Annotated in this window: 14 protein-coding genes; 6 read left to right on the plus strand and 8 right to left on the minus strand. The window is 31.9% G+C overall.

Translation table 11 applies throughout. The annotated features are described in order from the left end of the window. Positions 1-20 precede the first annotated feature (20 nt). From AAFU52_RS15115 to AAFU52_RS15130, 4 genes are all read right to left on the minus strand, one after another. Positions 21-578, minus strand: coding sequence for a thioredoxin family protein (locus tag AAFU52_RS15115; protein ID WP_438422453.1), 558 nt, complete (start codon positions 576-578; stop codon positions 21-23). A 222-nt stretch (positions 579-800) separates the two neighbouring features. Next, positions 801-3,314, minus strand: a complete 2,514-nt coding sequence (locus AAFU52_RS15120) for a M14 family zinc carboxypeptidase (RefSeq protein ID WP_438422454.1) — start codon at positions 3,312-3,314, stop codon at positions 801-803. Between the two features lie 106 nt (positions 3,315-3,420). Continuing rightward, the gene (locus AAFU52_RS15125; protein WP_438422455.1) at positions 3,421-3,813 is read right to left on the minus strand and encodes a PUR family DNA/RNA-binding protein; all 393 of its coding nucleotides are present in this window, start codon (positions 3,811-3,813) and stop codon (positions 3,421-3,423) included. A 78-nt stretch (positions 3,814-3,891) separates the two neighbouring features. Further along, positions 3,892-5,649, minus strand: coding sequence for an ABC transporter ATP-binding protein (locus AAFU52_RS15130; RefSeq protein WP_438422456.1), 1,758 nt, complete (start codon positions 5,647-5,649; stop codon positions 3,892-3,894). 140 nt (positions 5,650-5,789) lie between these two features. Between AAFU52_RS15130 and AAFU52_RS15135 the strand changes: the two genes are divergently transcribed. The 4 genes from AAFU52_RS15135 to yajC all read left to right on the plus strand — a co-directional run bounded on the left by AAFU52_RS15135 (position 5,790) and on the right by yajC (position 8,928). Then, on the plus strand, positions 5,790-6,887 hold the full coding sequence (locus AAFU52_RS15135) for a Glu/Leu/Phe/Val family dehydrogenase (RefSeq protein ID WP_024768814.1): 1,098 nt from the start codon (positions 5,790-5,792) through the stop codon (positions 6,885-6,887). 270 nt (positions 6,888-7,157) lie between these two features. After that, positions 7,158-8,102 carry a transcription antitermination factor NusB gene (gene nusB, locus AAFU52_RS15140; protein ID WP_024768813.1) on the plus strand — a complete coding sequence of 315 codons (945 nt, stop codon included), beginning with the start codon at positions 7,158-7,160 and terminating at the stop codon, positions 8,100-8,102. Positions 8,103-8,154: 52 nt separating this feature from the next. Beyond that, positions 8,155-8,634, plus strand: coding sequence for a DUF1573 domain-containing protein (locus tag AAFU52_RS15145; RefSeq protein WP_024768812.1), 480 nt, complete (start codon positions 8,155-8,157; stop codon positions 8,632-8,634). A 3-nt stretch (positions 8,635-8,637) separates the two neighbouring features. Further along, positions 8,638-8,928 carry a preprotein translocase subunit YajC gene (gene yajC / locus AAFU52_RS15150; RefSeq protein WP_024768811.1) on the plus strand — a complete coding sequence of 97 codons (291 nt, stop codon included), beginning with the start codon at positions 8,638-8,640 and terminating at the stop codon, positions 8,926-8,928. Positions 8,929-9,081: 153 nt separating this feature from the next. Here the strand turns inward: yajC and pepT are convergent, their stop codons facing one another. Continuing rightward, the gene (pepT, locus tag AAFU52_RS15155; protein WP_024768810.1) at positions 9,082-10,317 is read right to left on the minus strand and encodes a peptidase T; all 1,236 of its coding nucleotides are present in this window, start codon (positions 10,315-10,317) and stop codon (positions 9,082-9,084) included. Positions 10,318-10,409: 92 nt separating this feature from the next. Between pepT and AAFU52_RS15160 the strand changes: the two genes are divergently transcribed. Together AAFU52_RS15160 and AAFU52_RS15165 are read left to right on the plus strand one after the other, a co-directional pair. Beyond that, positions 10,410-11,441, plus strand: coding sequence for a quinone-dependent dihydroorotate dehydrogenase (locus AAFU52_RS15160; RefSeq protein WP_438422457.1), 1,032 nt, complete (start codon positions 10,410-10,412; stop codon positions 11,439-11,441). A 12-nt stretch (positions 11,442-11,453) separates the two neighbouring features. Further along, positions 11,454-12,071: a LysE family translocator gene (locus AAFU52_RS15165; protein WP_438422458.1), complete on the plus strand. Its 618-nt coding sequence runs from the start codon at positions 11,454-11,456 to the stop codon at positions 12,069-12,071. Positions 12,072-12,100: 29 nt separating this feature from the next. Here AAFU52_RS15165 and AAFU52_RS15170 read toward each other — a convergent pair whose 3' ends face one another. The 3 genes from AAFU52_RS15170 to gwsS are packed head-to-tail and all read right to left on the minus strand — an operon-like array spanning position 12,101 to position 16,726. Beyond that, a complete protein-coding gene (locus AAFU52_RS15170) occupies positions 12,101-13,441 on the minus strand; it encodes an HlyD family efflux transporter periplasmic adaptor subunit (protein ID WP_438422459.1) in 1,341 nt (446 codons plus the stop codon). A gap of 1 nt (position 13,442) precedes the next feature. Continuing rightward, complete coding sequence (locus AAFU52_RS15175; RefSeq protein WP_438422460.1) at positions 13,443-15,632, minus strand: peptidase domain-containing ABC transporter; 2,190 nt, start codon at positions 15,630-15,632, stop codon at positions 13,443-13,445. A gap of 11 nt (positions 15,633-15,643) precedes the next feature. Further along, positions 15,644-16,726, minus strand: a complete 1,083-nt coding sequence (gene gwsS / locus AAFU52_RS15180) for a grasp-with-spasm system SPASM domain peptide maturase (RefSeq protein WP_438422461.1) — start codon at positions 16,724-16,726, stop codon at positions 15,644-15,646. Positions 16,727-16,729: the final 3 nt, after the last annotated feature.

Genomic DNA, 16,729 nt, shown 5'->3' on the forward strand with positions numbered 1-16,729 from the left:
GTAATTTTTCTAGATTAGATTTATTCTTTCCATTTTATATTGCAACCTATACTAGGTTTTTGTTCTTCAGAAACTTTGGCATTACGAAGTACTGCATCAAGTGCTTGACGCAGGTCACGACCATTTACTGGAATTCCGTTTCCAGGTCGGGAATCATCAAGTTGTCCTCGATAAATGAGTTTTGATTCTGAGTCAAATAGATAAAAATCAGGGGTGCAGGCAGCATCGTATACTTTGGCGATATCCTGAGTTTCATCAAATAGATATGGAAACGTATATTTGTTTTTTTGAGCGGTTCTCCACATTTCTTTAGGAGCATCCTGAGGATATTTTTCAATATCATTACTACTAATAGCAACAAAACCAAACCCCTGAACCCGGTAGTCATTAGCAATACGTACTATTTCTTCGTTAACATGAATCACAAAAGGGCAATGATTACAGATAAACATAACCACAGTTCCTTTTTTACCTTTTATATCGTTTAGAGAATACTTATTATTGGTAATAGAATCTACAAGCGTAAAATCGGGTGCAATAGTACCAAGAGGTAACATATTAGAAGGAGTACGAGCCATGATTTTCTGTTTTTGAGAACTTCGAAATTACAATATTATACTATATAAGTCTACAAAAACAGACCTTAGTTACAATAGTGATTCACAATTTTAAACACTAGAACTCATCTTGATTTTTTTCTATTTGCCAAAATCCAAAGTTTTTAATCCATATGATACCTTTTTTGAATAGTATAGCTACAGTATGAAAAAAATCAAGATGAGTAGTTCGCTTCATACTTCTTACATTTCATCACTAAAGAAAATAGCATTCATTAGTAATTTATTGGTTCCATACCAAAAAGCTCTAAAATTGGTGTTATCGGTAAACAGGATTATATTTCCTTTTCCTAGATCATTATGTCTAAAAGGAACTGTACCAGATAATGAATCCAAATTCTTTTTACTAATGTATCCACTCAGCAATGGTTTTTTTGTATATCGAATTGGGTTGTTGTAACTCTGTTTATCTGGTTTAATAAATAATTTTGTATTTCTGAATAGTGAAATCTTATCATTCTTATATCCAAAATTAATGGGATGAGAACGATCTATTTCGGCTTCAAAAATTGCCCCGCCAATTACTTGTGCCCCATTAAAATCTTGTTTTTGCTCAAAGGATATATTTTTCGCATCATTTTTTGGAGTAGCAAATTCGATTTTCATGAATTCATTATTCTTAAAGAATTGGGCGGCATTTCTATACCCAATTAGTGTTCCGCCATTGCGAACCCACGTTTTTAACTTTTCTGCTTTTTCTTTATCAAAAGACTGTCTCCAGCTATTTGGTAATACAATATGTGTATATTTTGATAATGTAAGTCTACCAAAACTACCCGTTTCTAATTTTGTAATAGGAATATCATAACGTTGATCCATTAAATGCCAGATTTCTCCAGCGTCATAAGGTGTGATTCCGCTACCGGTAAACAAACCTATTCTAGGAAGTGATAAAGCACGAAATTGATTACTTCCAAGGTCAATTCCCTTGGTAAGACCTGTAGAAACACTAGTAATATCAATATGATTCTCGGCAGCTATTTTTTGTAATAATTTATGTAGCTCTTCTTTATTTAATTTTTGATTCTGAACCGGAATTAAAATTGTGCCATAGTCATAATCGTTATTTTCTAATGAAAAAGGTTTCATCCCAACTTTGGCTCGCAATCCATTCGCTAGAATCTCATATAAAGCTTTTGGTGTGTAGTACTCATGCCATTGTATTAAGTATGCATAATTACTTTTGTTAACGGACTTGATCTTTCGATATGTGAGGTCTGATATTTCATTACCTATATTAGAAATAGCTGCGTTTTCAGAATAATCTAAATTAAAGGCCAAAGGGAATGTCCAGGCAGAAACATCATAAAAAAGACTATCTTGAAATGTTGTTCTTTTTTCAAAAATAGCTTTTAATAATCTTTTTTGTCGCTGATTCTTAGGGACAATATAGCTATATTCTTTTTTGAAAAAATTGCCTTGAATGGCTACATCTTGTTTAAGTTCATATAATTTGACTTGATGTCTTTTAAGAATTTCAGCAAGATGGTAAGATGAAGCTGCATCTTTTTCGTTACCAAAAACATAAGCATTTTTAGTTAATTCTTTTCTTGCGTTGTTGTAAAAACTTCGTTTATACTCTAATAACTCTTTACGCATAGATTTTGCAGCTTCTAATGTAGAAAGTGCTGCGGTAAATTGATTTCTTATGGTAAAAGGAAAAGTAAGTAATCCATTATCAGTCTGCTGGGCATGACCCCGAGAACTACCTTGCTCAAATAAAATACCAATACTCCCATTAATGTCAGGGAAAGTAGATCCTTTACCATAATAAAAGTCATCAAAATTCTCTTCGGTATAATATAGCGAACCAATATTATCTAATGCTTTGGCATGATAATTACCAATCTTTTTAGTGAGTTTTTGATTTAATTTTGGAGTTAAAGGATGTGTTCGTGATTGAATTCCAGGTTGAAAAAAGAAAGTGCTATTAGATCCCATTTCATGATGATCGGTAAGAATATTTGGATACCATTTATGAAAAGTATTGATGCGAGCTCTGGATTCTGGTAATTGTACTGGCAACCAATCGCGATTCATATCAAACCAATAATGATTTGTTCTACCTCCAGGCCATACTTCACTGTATTCACGATCTTGAGGATCTGTACTAATGTTTTTGCTTTTATTTGTATTTGCCCAATAAGCAAAACGTTGCAAACCATCAGGATTAAATGAGGGATCAAGTAAAATAACAACGTTGTCTAAAAGGTCGTCTATTTCTTTTCCCTGTGCAGCAGCAAGATAGTATGCTGCTACTAACGATGCATTGGCACCACTAGGTTCATTACCATGAATAGAAAATCCTTGATATACAATTGCGGGTAAGTTTTCTATATTTAATACATCAGAACCATTTTGGGTGAGTTCTATATGTTTTTTTTGTATTTCCTGAAGATTCTGGTGGTTTTTTTCTGAGGTTATCGTTAGTAATAATATAGGGCGATCTTCAAAAGTTTTTCCTCTATCTTCAATTGTTATTCTGGATGATGCTTTGGCAAGAGTTTTCATGTAGCTAACAAGCTTATCATGGGTTACATGCCATTTCCCAGGTACATAACCAAGTACACTTTGCGGAGTAGGAATCTCAGGATTGTAAGTAACATTTTTTGGAAGATAATACCCTAATGATAGATCATCTTGAGAGAAAGAAACAAAGTTTAATAATGCAAAAAAAACAGTAAAGATATATTTCATGCGTTTTATTTTTTGGTAATTATTTTTGATGGGTGAATATAAAAAAAACCGCTTCAGTGAATGAAGCGGTTTACATAACTTTAACTTAAAGTCTTATAGTATTATTCTAGATGTCGTCAAAACTTACGTCTGTAAAGCTTTCTGTAGATGCAGTAACTTCTTCTGTAACGTTATTATCAACTTCATCTTTTTCATATGATTTCTGAAAATCTTTCTGGTGTCGTTCACTTATTACTTCTTCTCCTTTTTCATCGACAATGAAGTGAGTCATTTCATTTAAGATCTCTGTAAAACCAACAAAATCTTCTTTGTAAAGGTAAATCTTATGTTTCTTATAGTGAAAAGATCCATCATCATTGGTGAACTTTTTACTTTCCGTTATTGTTAGATAATAATCTCCTGCTTTTGTAGCTCTTACGTCAAAGAAGTATGTTCTTCTTCCTGCTCGTAAAACTTTTGAGAAAATTTCTTCTTTATCCATCATTTCATTATCACTCATAATCCGTATTTATTAATTAATTAATATGTTATGATGGTTTCAAAAATCCAAAAAAATTGTTAACCTCACAAAAAAAACTCAAATTTCTTTTTCACTAAGTTGTTTTAAATAGAGATCTTTATAATATCCATCAGTGCTTATTAGTTGATTATGAGTGCCTTGCTGGATTATTTTACCATCTTCTAAGACAATAATTTTATTTGCATTTTTTGCAGTAGATACCCTATGACTTACGATAAAAGTAGTCTTATTCTTAGAAATCTTATGAAGATTGTTAAGAATTTCCTCTTCTGTTTCAGTATCTACAGCAGATAAGCAATCATCAAAAAGGAGTACAGATGGATTTTTAAGTATTGCTCTTGCAATAGAAACACGTTGTTTTTGACCTCCAGATAATGTGATTCCTCGTTCTCCTAAAACAGTATCATACCCTTTACTAAAACCTATTATGTTTTTATGGACTACAGCATTTTTGGCAGCTTCATATACTTGGTCGTCGGTAGCTTTCTCATTACCAAATTTTATATTATTCTGTATACTATCACTAAATAAAAATGCATCCTGTGGGACATAACCGATACTCTCTCTCAAGTTGATTAAGTTGAGGTTTTTTAGAGGAACTCCATCCATTCGTATTTCTCCGGATGAAACATCATAAAGCCTGCCTATGAGATCTAATATTGTTGATTTTCCAGAACCTGTTTTTCCTATAATACCAATTGTTTCTCCATTTTTAACTTCAAAACTTATGTTTTTTAGAGCAGTGATATTAGTATCATCATAAGTAAAAGAAACATTATCAAAATTAATATTTCCTGTAATTGGTGTTTTTTGAGTTACTGTATTAGTGATCTCTGGTTCTTGACTAAGAAATTCGTTTATTCTTACTTGCGAGGCTTCTGCTTGCTGAACAATAGAACTAACCCATCCAACAGTCGCTACAGGCCAGGTAAGCATATTGACAAAAATGATAAATTCTACAATAACACCGAGATCTTGTATGGTGCCATCGATAAATTGCTTTCCACCGATATAAATAACCAAAATATTGCTAAAACCAATAAGTAAAACCATTAGAGGGAAAAATAGAGCCTGTACTTTGGCCAGGTCAAGATTCTTATCCTTACTCTTATCAGATAATTCGGTGAAATTTTTCTGAGTAGGAGATTCCAGACTGTATGCTTTAATTACAGAGATACCACTAAAGGACTCTTGAGTAAAAGTGGTTAGTTTAGATAAAAACTCTTGTACTACAGTACTACGTTTATGAATAGCAACACTTAATTTATAAATGGATACCGATAATATGGGTAAAGGAGTAACAGTATATAAAGTAAGCTCAGGAGCAATACTGATCATATATCCTATCACAACAACAAATAAAGTAATAGTGTTAACGCTATACATAATCGCAGGACCAACATACATTCTAACTCTGGATACATCTTCACTAATACGATTCATAAGATCACCTGTTCTGTTTTTCTTATAAAAATTGAGAGATAGTTTTTCATAATGTTGAAATACCTCATTTTTAAGATCAAACTCAATAAATCTAGAAACTACTATAAAAGTTTGACGCATTAAAAAAGTGAATAATGCAGAAATAAGTAATGCTCCTACAATAAGAAGAATATTTATAATAAGTCCGCTTTTTACTTCGGCGATATCAGTAATTTCATTATTAATATATTGTTCTACAACATCTACAGAGTCGCCAACTAACGTAGGGACTATTGTAGCGAAAACTCTTGCGATTATGGTAATCACCAACCCAATAATAAGTCGGTATTTGTATTTTAAAAAGTATTTGTTCAGATGGCGTAATGCGCGCATAAAAGATTAATATTTAAAAGCAGATTTATTAATAAATCCGTAAAGTTTAACAGTGTTAAATTTCAAATTGATAAAAATATGCTATTTTAGCACCCTTATTTTGAGTATAATATAATTGTAATATTAAAAAATTTTATAACATGATAACCGAAGTGTTTACTGCAAATCAACTTAAAAAAGAAGCTCCAGTATTTGGTCAACTATCTTTTGATAATCACGAACAAGTTGTTTTTTGTCAGGACAAAGATACAGGATTGAAGGCAATAATTGGTGTACATAACACAATTTTAGGACCTGCTTTAGGAGGTACTAGAATGTATGACTATGCAACAGAGTGGGATGCGCTTAATGATGTATTGAGGTTATCACGAGGAATGACTTATAAAGCTGCTATTACAGGTTTGAACCTTGGAGGAGGAAAAGCTGTAATCATCGGAGATCCGAAAAAAATAAAAACACCAGAGCTAATGAAACGCTTTGGGAAATTTGTACATACTCTGGGTGGTAAGTACTATACTGCAGAAGATGTAGGTATGGAAACCTCTGATATGGATACCGTAAGAGAAGTTACTCCTTATGTAACAGGAATATCCGAATCAAAAGGAGGGGCAGGAAATCCTTCTCCTGTTACAGCTTATGGCGTGTATATGGGAATGAAAGCAGCTAGTAAATTTGCCTACGGAAACGATGGATTGGAAGGAAAACGAATTTTGGTTCAGGGAATTGGACATGTAGGAGAAGAACTGGTACGTTTAACCTCTGAAGAAGGAGCTAAAGTAATAATTAGCGATATCAACCAAGAAAGACTCGAAGCAGTAAGTACTAAGTATGGTGTTGATATTTATAGAGGAGATGATCTATATGCAGAAACAGCAGATATTTATGCTCCTTGTGCTCTTGGTGCGACTGTTAATGATAAAACAATTAATAAGCTAAATGTAAAAGTAATTGCCGGAGCGGCAAATAATCAATTAGCTAATGAAAATATTCATGGCCCGTTATTACAAAAGAAAGGAATTGTGTATGCTCCCGATTTCCTAATTAATGCAGGAGGTATTATAAATGTATATGCAGAGATAGAAGGATATGGTAGAGATCAAATAATAGCAAAAACCGAGAATATTTACGATACTACTTTAGATATTTTAAATAAAGCAAAAGCAACCAACGTAACCACAAATACAGCAGCAATTAGTATAGCAGAAGATAGAATTGCAGCTAGAAAAAAAGAAAAGTAAGCATATCTTTAAAAAATTAAAAACGGTTTTGTAACACAAGAAAAGTGAATTTTTGATCACCATAATTGTTTGTTACCATCCTTAATAAGTAAAAAACTGGTTCTCAATTGTTATAGAACCAAGGAGAAACCGATAAATTTTTAAAATACAATTACCTTATAAAAAAAGAAGCTTTAAGGTAGGTACGATTAAAAATAATAGTATTTTTGCAGGGCAAAAGTTAAAATATACTTTTGCCCTTTTTTAATATAAAGTTCTTTGTAATTTTCTATGTTAACCAGAAGACATATTAGAGTAAAAGTAATGCAGTCTCTCTATTCGATGGAGCAGACGCAAAGTGACAATCTAGGAAAAGAAGAGAAATTTCTTCTTTTTAGTATTGATCAGATGTATGAATTATTTATTATAAATCTTCAGCTTCTGATAGAAATTAGAAAACACGCAGAAGATTTTTTGGCAAAAAGCCAAAAAAAATATCTTGCTACTTCCGAAGAAAAAAATCCTAACACCAAATTTATCAATAACGAAGCTCTGTTATTGTTAGAAAAAAATATTCAACTCAAAACAGAAATTGAGAAGAAAAAACTGAATTGCTGGGAATTGGATGATGAGTATGTGGCTATATTATGGAAAGAGATTAAAGAAAGTGAGTTGTATGAAGATTATATGAGTACTAAGCTTAGCTCTTTTAGAGAAGATAAGGATTTTATACTCGATGTTTTTAAAGAGATTATAGCTCCCAATGATAAGCTTTACGAATATATTGAAGATAAAAAGTTAACTTGGATTGATGATCTACCACTGGTAAATACTTCTATTATCAAAATGCTTAGAAAAGTTAAGCCGTCTCATGATGAGCAAATGATACTACCAAAGCTATATAAAGATATAGATGATAAAAAATTTGCAACTGATATTTTTAGAAAAACAACACTTAATAGTGTAGAGTTTGCAAAAGAAATTGATGGTAAAACACCTAATTGGGATCAAGATCGTATTGCTGAGTTGGATAAAGCTATCATAAAAATGGCTATTTGCGAGTTTGTAAAGTTCCCTTCAATACCGGTAAAAGTAACAATTAACGAATATTTAGAAATAGCAAAAGAATATAGTACACCTAAAAGTAGTATTTTTATCAATGGAATTTTAGATAAAATCTCTAAAGAGTACCAAGAAAACGGGAAATTAAACAAAGTAGGTCGTGGATTAATGTAATATTTAGAAAAAATAGTATTTTTAACGCTCAAATAATTAAAAAACCCAAGTAATGAAAAAAGGAATCTTAATTTTAGCCGGAGTTTTTGCTATGACAGTTATGTCTTGTAAAGACAATGCCGCAGAAAAAGTTAAAGAAGAAAATGTAGAAATAGCAGCAGATCGTGACGCAAAGAATGCAGATTATCCTGTGATGACTTTTACTAAAACTGAACACGATTTTGGAACTATCAACGAAGGAGATGTTGTAGAGCATAAGTTTGCATTTACCAATACTGGTAAAGCACCTTTGGTAATTGTAAGTGCAAAAGGTAGTTGTGGATGTACTGTGCCAGAATGGCCAAAGGATCCAATTGCTCCAGGAGCTACCGGAGAGATGTTAGTTAAGTTTAACTCTAACGGAAAACCAAATCAGCAAGCTAAGCAAGTTACTATAACTGCTAACACAGAAGCTGGAAAAGAAATTCTTAAAATTAAAGCTATGGTAACTCCAAAGGCTAAACCTGTAAGTGGAACACCAGTAAGCGAATAATTTATGGATCAAATACAATCATTTCTTCCTTTTATACTAATATTTGTTGTAATGTATTTTTTTATGATACGACCACAGATGCAAAAAGCAAAAAAGGAGAAAAAATTTGCTGAAGATCTTAAAAAAGGAGATCGTGTAGTAACAAAAAGCGGCCTTCATGGTAAAGTTTTTGACTTCAGTGAAAAAAATAATGCTATTATTATTGAAACAGGATCGGGTAAATTAACTTATGATAAGTCTGCAATTTCGTTGGAGATGAGTCAGAAATTAAATCAACCGGCAGATAAGAAGTAATAACTAGCCTACTTGTTAAAAGCGCGATGAAATTAATTTAATTTTACCGCGCTTTTTTGTTTTATATATGTATTAATTATATTCTATAATAATTAAAGACGAATACATAGGAAAACAATATCCCAGCAACTTTTAATCTGGTAAATTGCTAACTTACTTCTTTGCTGTTAACTCGGCAATTTTAACGATTACCTCGACAGCTTTAATCATACTCTCTGCAGGAACATATTCGTATCGCCCATGAAAATTATGCCCTCCCGCAAAAATGTTTGGACATGGCAATCCCATAAAGCTTAATTGCGATCCATCGGTTCCTCCTCGTATTGGTTTTATAATCGGAGTAATATCAAGAGATTTCATAGCCTCTTCTGCAATATCTACAATATGCATTACAGGCTCTACTTTTTCTCGCATGTTAAAATACTGATCTTTAATTTCTATATGTACAACCTCTTTGGCATGTTGAGTGTTAATCTCATTTGTCAGATTTATCATCACCTTTTTTCTGGCTTCAAAATGTTCTTTATCATGATCTCTGATGATATACTGTAATTGAGTTTCTTCGACATTACCTTTTATATTGTGCAAATGAAAAAAACCTTCTCGACCGCTTGTATGCTCGGGAGTCTCCATTCTTGGTAATGAATTGATAAAATCCTGTGCGATGTACATACTATTAATCATTTTTCCTTTTGCATAACCAGGATGTACGATTTTTCCTTTTACTGTTACCACAGCACCAGCGGCATTAAAATTCTCATATTCAAGCTCTCCAATTTGGCTACCATCCATGGTGTAGGCCCAATCTGCGCCAAATTTTGAAACATCAAACTTATGAGCACCACGACCAATCTCTTCATCAGGAGTAAATCCTATTCGAATTTTTCCATGTTTAATCTCAGGATGTTGTATAAGATATTCCATTGCGGTTATTATTTCTGTAATCCCCGCCTTATCATCGGCTCCCAAAAGTGTTGTGCCGTCTGTAGTAATAAGTGTCTGACCTTTATACTGTATTAAATCTTCAAAATAATCTGGAGAGAGTATAATATTTTCTGATGCGTTTAGTGTGATATCTTTACCATCATAATTTTCTACAATCTGTGGATTTACATTTGCACCAGTAAAATCAGGGCTAGTGTCAAAATGCGATATAAAACCAATAGTAGGCACTTTCTGATCAATATTAGATGGTAATGTAGCCATGATATAAGCATGCTCATCTATATTTACGTCTTCTAAGCCAATATCTTTTAAATCTTCGACTAGTTTATTAGCAAGATCCCACTGCTTTTTGGTACTGGGAGTTGTATTACTTTCGGGGTCACTTTCGGTATCAATAGTTACATAACTTATAAACCTATTTATGATATGCTGTTTTGAAATCATCACTTCTACTATTTTAATATCTGAAGAATTCAAAAATACACTTTTATTAGAACCTTGGATAACTTATTTTTGCACAAGCAAAATTATATTTAATGTATAAATTCTTACTACGCCCTCTATTATTCTTGTTTGATCCAGAAAATGTACACCATTTTACTTTTAGAATGATTCGGGTTTTTTCAAAAATTCCTTTAGTACCATCAATTTTTAGAAACTTATATAAGGTAAATGACCCAAAATTAGAACGAGAAGTTTTTGGATTAAAATTTAATAACCCTGTGGGACTAGCTGCTGGATTTGATAAGAATGCAGTTTTATATAATGAATTAGCTAATTTTGGATTTGGGTTTATTGAAATAGGAACGGTGACTCCCAAAGGTCAGGTAGGTAATCCAAAAAAAAGGCTGTTCAGACTTAAAGAAGATCAGGGGATTATCAATAGAATGGGATTTAATAATAAAGGTCTTGAAGCAGTTGTAAATCAACTTCGAAAAAATAAAGGCAAACTTATTATAGGAGGAAATATAGGAAAGAATACAGATACGTTACCAGAGAATTATACCAAAGATTACTTAGAGTGTTTTCGAATATTACATCCATATGTAGATTATTTTGTTCTAAATGTGAGTTGCCCAAATGTAGGGAGTCATGCCAAGCTAAATGATAAAGAATATTTAAACGAATTAATAGTAGCAGTACAACAAGAAAATAGAACGTTCGAAAAACAAAAACCTATTGTATTGAAGATTGCACCGGATCTAAATACAAATCAATTGGACGAAATCATAGAATTGGTAGCCGAGACTAATTTAGATGGTGTCATCGCTAGTAATACTTCTGTGTCCAGAGAAGGACTAAAGACTTCTAAAAATAGATTAGAAACTATAGGTAATGGCGGATTGAGTGGTCAACCTATAAAAAATAGAAGTACAGAGGTAATTAAATATTTGTCAGAAAAAAGTAACAAAGCGTTTCCGATTATTGGAGTAGGAGGAATACATAGTGCTACCGATGCTATAGAAAAATTAGAAGCTGGAGCAAGTCTGGTACAAATATATACTGGTTTTATATATGAAGGGCCTAAATTAATCAAGGATATTAATAAAGCACTACTTAGTAACTAGGTCCTTTAGCATATGAACTACGAAATTCTCTACACTTTTGTTCTTGCTACATCTGCATTGGCACTCTCACCAGGGCCCGATAATATATTTGTATTAATGCAAAGTGTGGTAAATGGCAAAAAGTATGGGTTAGCTGTGGTAACGGGTCTAATGTCTGGGTGTATAATACACACTACATTGGTTGCTTTTGGTGTATCTGCAATTATTAAACAGAGTGAAATGCTCTTTTTTATCATTAAACTATTCGGAGCGTTGTATTTGTTTTTTCTGGCTTATAAAGTATTTAGAAGTGAAGCTTCAGTAAGTCTTTCAGAAAATAGTATGCCAAAGAAAAGCCTCGGACAATTATTTAAACAGGGATTTGTAATGAATGTGTTAAACCCTAAGGTATCTATATTCTTTTTAGCATTTTTCCCAGGGTTTTTATTTAGTAATACAATAAGTAACGTAGTACAGTTTTATATACTTGGATTTCTTTTTATTGTGGTTTCGTTTGTTATTTTTGGTTTGGTAGCAGTTCTGGCAGGATCTATTGCAGAGTATTTAAAAAAGAGTTCAAGAATAGGGGTTGTTCTAAAATGGCTTCAGATTATTGTCTTTATTGGGATAGGCGTCTTTATTCTTCTTTAAGAGAAATAAGATATTTGAATTAATTCGTATTACGCTTTATCTTCTTTGTCATCTTCTGATCCTGTATAGGTATAACGATCAGGTGTTACCAGTTTTTTGAACTGATAGAAAAAACGTTCTATTAATCTTAGATCCTCGGTGATGATTTCTCCAGAACCCTTCATTTCCTGTTTGAAATCAATTTCTTTCTTATAGCTGGTAATTAATTTATTAGGTAGAGAGACGTCAATTAAATAAAAACCTTCTGGATCAGGAAGCAATGATACTTTTTTAATAGTACCTTCTATAATCCCGAACTCATTATGTGGGTAGTTCTCTAATTTTATATTTACTTTTTGACCATTTTTTATTTTACCAGAGTTTTGAGAAGGAGCTTTTAACTTTCCTATTAATTTTGTGTTTTCACTAGGGATTATTGAGAAAATTAAATCTCCAGAAGACACTGTCTGAGATGTACTCCAGTAGTTTAAAAAAGATACTCTACCTTCGATATTTGATTTTAAAACATAAAGTAATTCCCAACTATTTATAGACTTCTTTAATTGATTAAATGAATGAATTACATCTTGCAAAAGAGTAATTTCTTCTTTTGTTTTATTGATTTCTGTACCTTTTGTGTTCTTTTTTAGAGTACTAATAGCTTGTTCTATTTGTGTTATCGAAATATTCATAGTTTCATAGTTTCGCTCTGTTTGTAGAAACTCTAACTTTTTATGTTCAAACTCTTGTAATGATATCACACCTTTATCAAATAATTTTTGGTGCCGGAGTATCTCTTTTTTCTTAAGCATAATCTCTTTCTCACTATGTCTTTGTTGTGTAATAGTATTACCTAACCTTTGTTGTAGTGCTATCATAGAAAATTTGTTAGCAATTTGTTCATTATCAAATGGCTGTAGTTTTTTGTTTAAAATATATTTAGAATAACTGTTTTCAAATAATATAAAATCTGTATGGATATCGCCTAAGGATAGTATCGGAAGTTTATCAAAAGGAAAATGAAAAACATCATTACCCAGATTAATAGTATCTATAATTGATTTTAACAAGAAAATATCCTTGTAATTGGCATTGCTTTTTAATATTGCTAAGGGAGTTTTTTCTTTTACAATAGCATTATCATGCACTAATATAGCTTCTATTTTTTCATTCGTTTTTGCAAATATTTTTTCCGGAGGAATTTCTGTGGTTATTAGACTTTCAGAACTAACAATATCTGGATATTTGATTATATAAGACATGAGTAATAACATAATTACTAATAACAATAATACTAAGCTACCCCATCGAATCATCCAATTTGGTACACTAGATAGTATTTCCTGAACTTCTTCACTTCTTAGTTCTATTTCATCGATTTTTCTTGCCATGTTATTGCCCTAATTCTAGTTGATTTTTAACAAGGTTATAATAGTTTCCTTGTTGTTCTATTAGTTCCTGATGATTTCCTTTTTCTACAATTTTACCCTTATCTAAAACCACGATCTGGTGAGCATTTTTTACAGTGCTTAACCTGTGAGCTACTACGACTACCGTTTTATTTTCGAAAAAACGATTAAGATTTTCCATGATTACCTTTTCGTTATTAGCATCCAATGCACTGGTTGCTTCGTCAAAAAACAGGATTTTCGGGTTTTTATAGACAGCTCTTGCGATTAATAAACGTTGTTTTTGTCCAGTACTTAAACCTACGCCTTCCGAACCGATTTTTGTATTATAGGATAAAGGAAGGGATTCTATAAAGCCTTGAATATTAGCAATGTCTACTGCGTGTTCTAGTTTCTTTTTATCTATAAAATCTTCTCCTATCGCTATGTTATTAGCTATTGTATCATTAAAAATGAAACCTTCTTGCATTACAACTCCACAGTTAGCTCTCCAGAATTGCTGAGATATATTTTTTAGATTATAATTTTCGGCATAAATCTCACCTTCTTCTAATTCATAGAATTTTAATAGTAGTTTTACCAGAGTAGTTTTACCACTACCACTTACGCCTACTATTGCTGTAACTTTATTTGCAGGAATGTTGAGATCTAAATTTTCTAAAACAGGTTTTTCAGTTCCGATATACCTGAAAGTAGCGTCTTTAATTAAAAAATCTGTATGTTCAGAAGTATAATTGATTTTTTGTTCATCTCTGGGTTCTTCATCATCTTTACTATGGATTTCACTTAATCTATCCAAAGATATTCTTGCATCCTGTAATTCTCTTATAAAACCAATGAGCTGTGAAATAGGAGAGTTAAGTTGGCCAACAATATAGGTTATAGCAAGCATCATCCCAAGTGTTATATCTCCCATAATAACCAGTTGTGCGGAGAAAACGGTAATAAGAATGTTTTTTAATTCATTTATGAAACCTGAACCAACATTTTGATACTGTTCTAATGCTAAGCCATCTATAGAAATTTTGAATAGCCTGGCTTGCAAAAATTCCCAACCCCATCTTTTTTGCTTTTCTGCATTGTGCAGTTTTATTTCCTGCATCCCATTTATTAACTCAATTACCTTGCTTTGTTCCTGACTCACCTGTGAAAACCTTTTGTAATCCAGATCAGCTCTTTTTTTTAGAAAAATTAAAATCCAAAGAAAATATAGTACACTTCCCAGAAGAAAAATTGCAACTATCTTCAGACTGTAATATGCCAGTACAACGCCAAATATCAATAAATTAACCATTGAGAATAGTACATTTAGTGAAGAAGTCGTAAGAATTCGCTCAATGCGACTATGATCGTTGATACGTTGTAGAATATCTCCTGTCATTTTGGTGTCGAAAAAGGAAATAGGCAAACTCATTAGCTTAATAAAGAAATCAGATATTAATGATATATTAATACGTGTACTAAGGTGAAGTAATATCCAACTTCTTATCAGTTCGATACTTATTCTACCAATGAATAAAAATACCTGAGCGATGAGTATGAGATATACAAAGTTTAAATCTTGATTTTTAATCCCAACGTCTACTATACTTTGGGTAAGGAAAGGAAAAATGAGTTGAAGTAGACTTCCTGCAATTAACCCAAAAATAAGTTGTGCCAAAAACTTTTTATACCGTAATATATATTTGGAAATAAATGAAAACCCAATACCTTTCTGTTCTTCATCAAAATTTTGATCAAATAGTTTAGGTGTCGGCTCTAGTAATAATGCCAGACCTTCTTGAGTGTTTTCTGTAACATTAGAACCGATCCAATGTTTTAAAAACTCATCTTTGTTATATACTAGTAATCCATGAGCAGGATCAGAAATATAGTATTTGTTTTTTTTTATTTTGTATAAAATAACATAGTGATTTCTATTCCAGTGTAGAATACAGGGTAATGGGGCTTCTACAATTTCTAATAACGAAATTTTAACTCCTAGACTTCGAAATCCAACTTTTTCTGCTGCATGACTAATAGAGAGGAGGTTACTTCCTGTTCTGGTGGTTTCGCTTAGCTTTCTAAGTACTTGTATGGCAATATTTTTTTCATAGTATTTTGCTACGATTCTAATACAAGTAGGTCCGCAATCTTTAAAATCACCTTGTTTGTAGTGTGGAAACTTTACCAATTTGTTTAGATTTAAAGGTTAACTAGACTATGCTCTTCTATAGATTTATGCTTCAATGGATTTGTACTCCATTCTTTCCATTCATTTGTATATGGATCATAACCGCATTTTAATGGCTTTGAAAATAGGCTATTAGAATTTTTGGTATAAGCTCTACAATCTGTACAAACATGTCTGAACTCACAATCTTTACAAATGTCTATTTGATCTTTAGTGATGGTCCAGTATTTTTTGAAGCCATCTTTTTGTACTACTTCACTTAGAGAAGTAGTATTGATGTTGCCATAACTTTTTGGCATTGATGGACAGTTCTTAATATCTCCTTGAGTGTCAATAGATATTTTTCGATTTAAACAGGAATTATGTTTTTGTGATTCTAAAAAGAATTCTTGATTTACAGAAAAGTAATGGGTGCTAATAACCCCACAATGATTTGATGAATTTATGTTTTGTGTAGTGAACAATATATTAGTAGCCATTGACCCCGTTTGAAAAGAATATTGATCTTTTTCTGGTGCAGTATGAATTGTTATGCTGGTTACTTTTTTATATGTGTTGGACAGATGTTCTAATTCTTTTTTTTGAATTTCATCAGAATATTTTAATAACAAATCAATACTGCTAAGTCTTCCGTGTTTACAGATTGTTAAAATTTGATTCACTTTAGAAATAGAAGTTTCTTCGAAAAACCTAATTTCTAATGCTTTACAATTAAACTCATCGAGCTCTTTGAATATTTTTAAAAAATCATGCTCAGATGTAGAATCTACATCAATCAAAGCATTGGTGATAATAGAAGGTGATTTCCACGTAAGATCAAGAGGAGGAAATAAATCAGGTTCTTCTGTAAAGAAGATGAGCTCATGTTGGATTAAAAAATCGAAATACTCGTCTATAATATCATCTGCCTCATTATTATAGAATTGCTTAATTTCTTCAATTGATTTTGTAGCATGATCTATTAAGATCTCACATAAAATGTTGGGGATAAAATGTAACTTATTTCTCTCTACATCGCAGATAGTACTCCTATTAGCCCCTAGTACCGGTAAACATGAAGCATACAGTTTAAAGAATTTGTCTGAGTTTTTCATGTT

The organism is Aquimarina macrocephali (assembly GCF_051627225.1).
Lineage (GTDB): Bacteria > Bacteroidota > Bacteroidia > Flavobacteriales > Flavobacteriaceae > Aquimarina > Aquimarina macrocephali.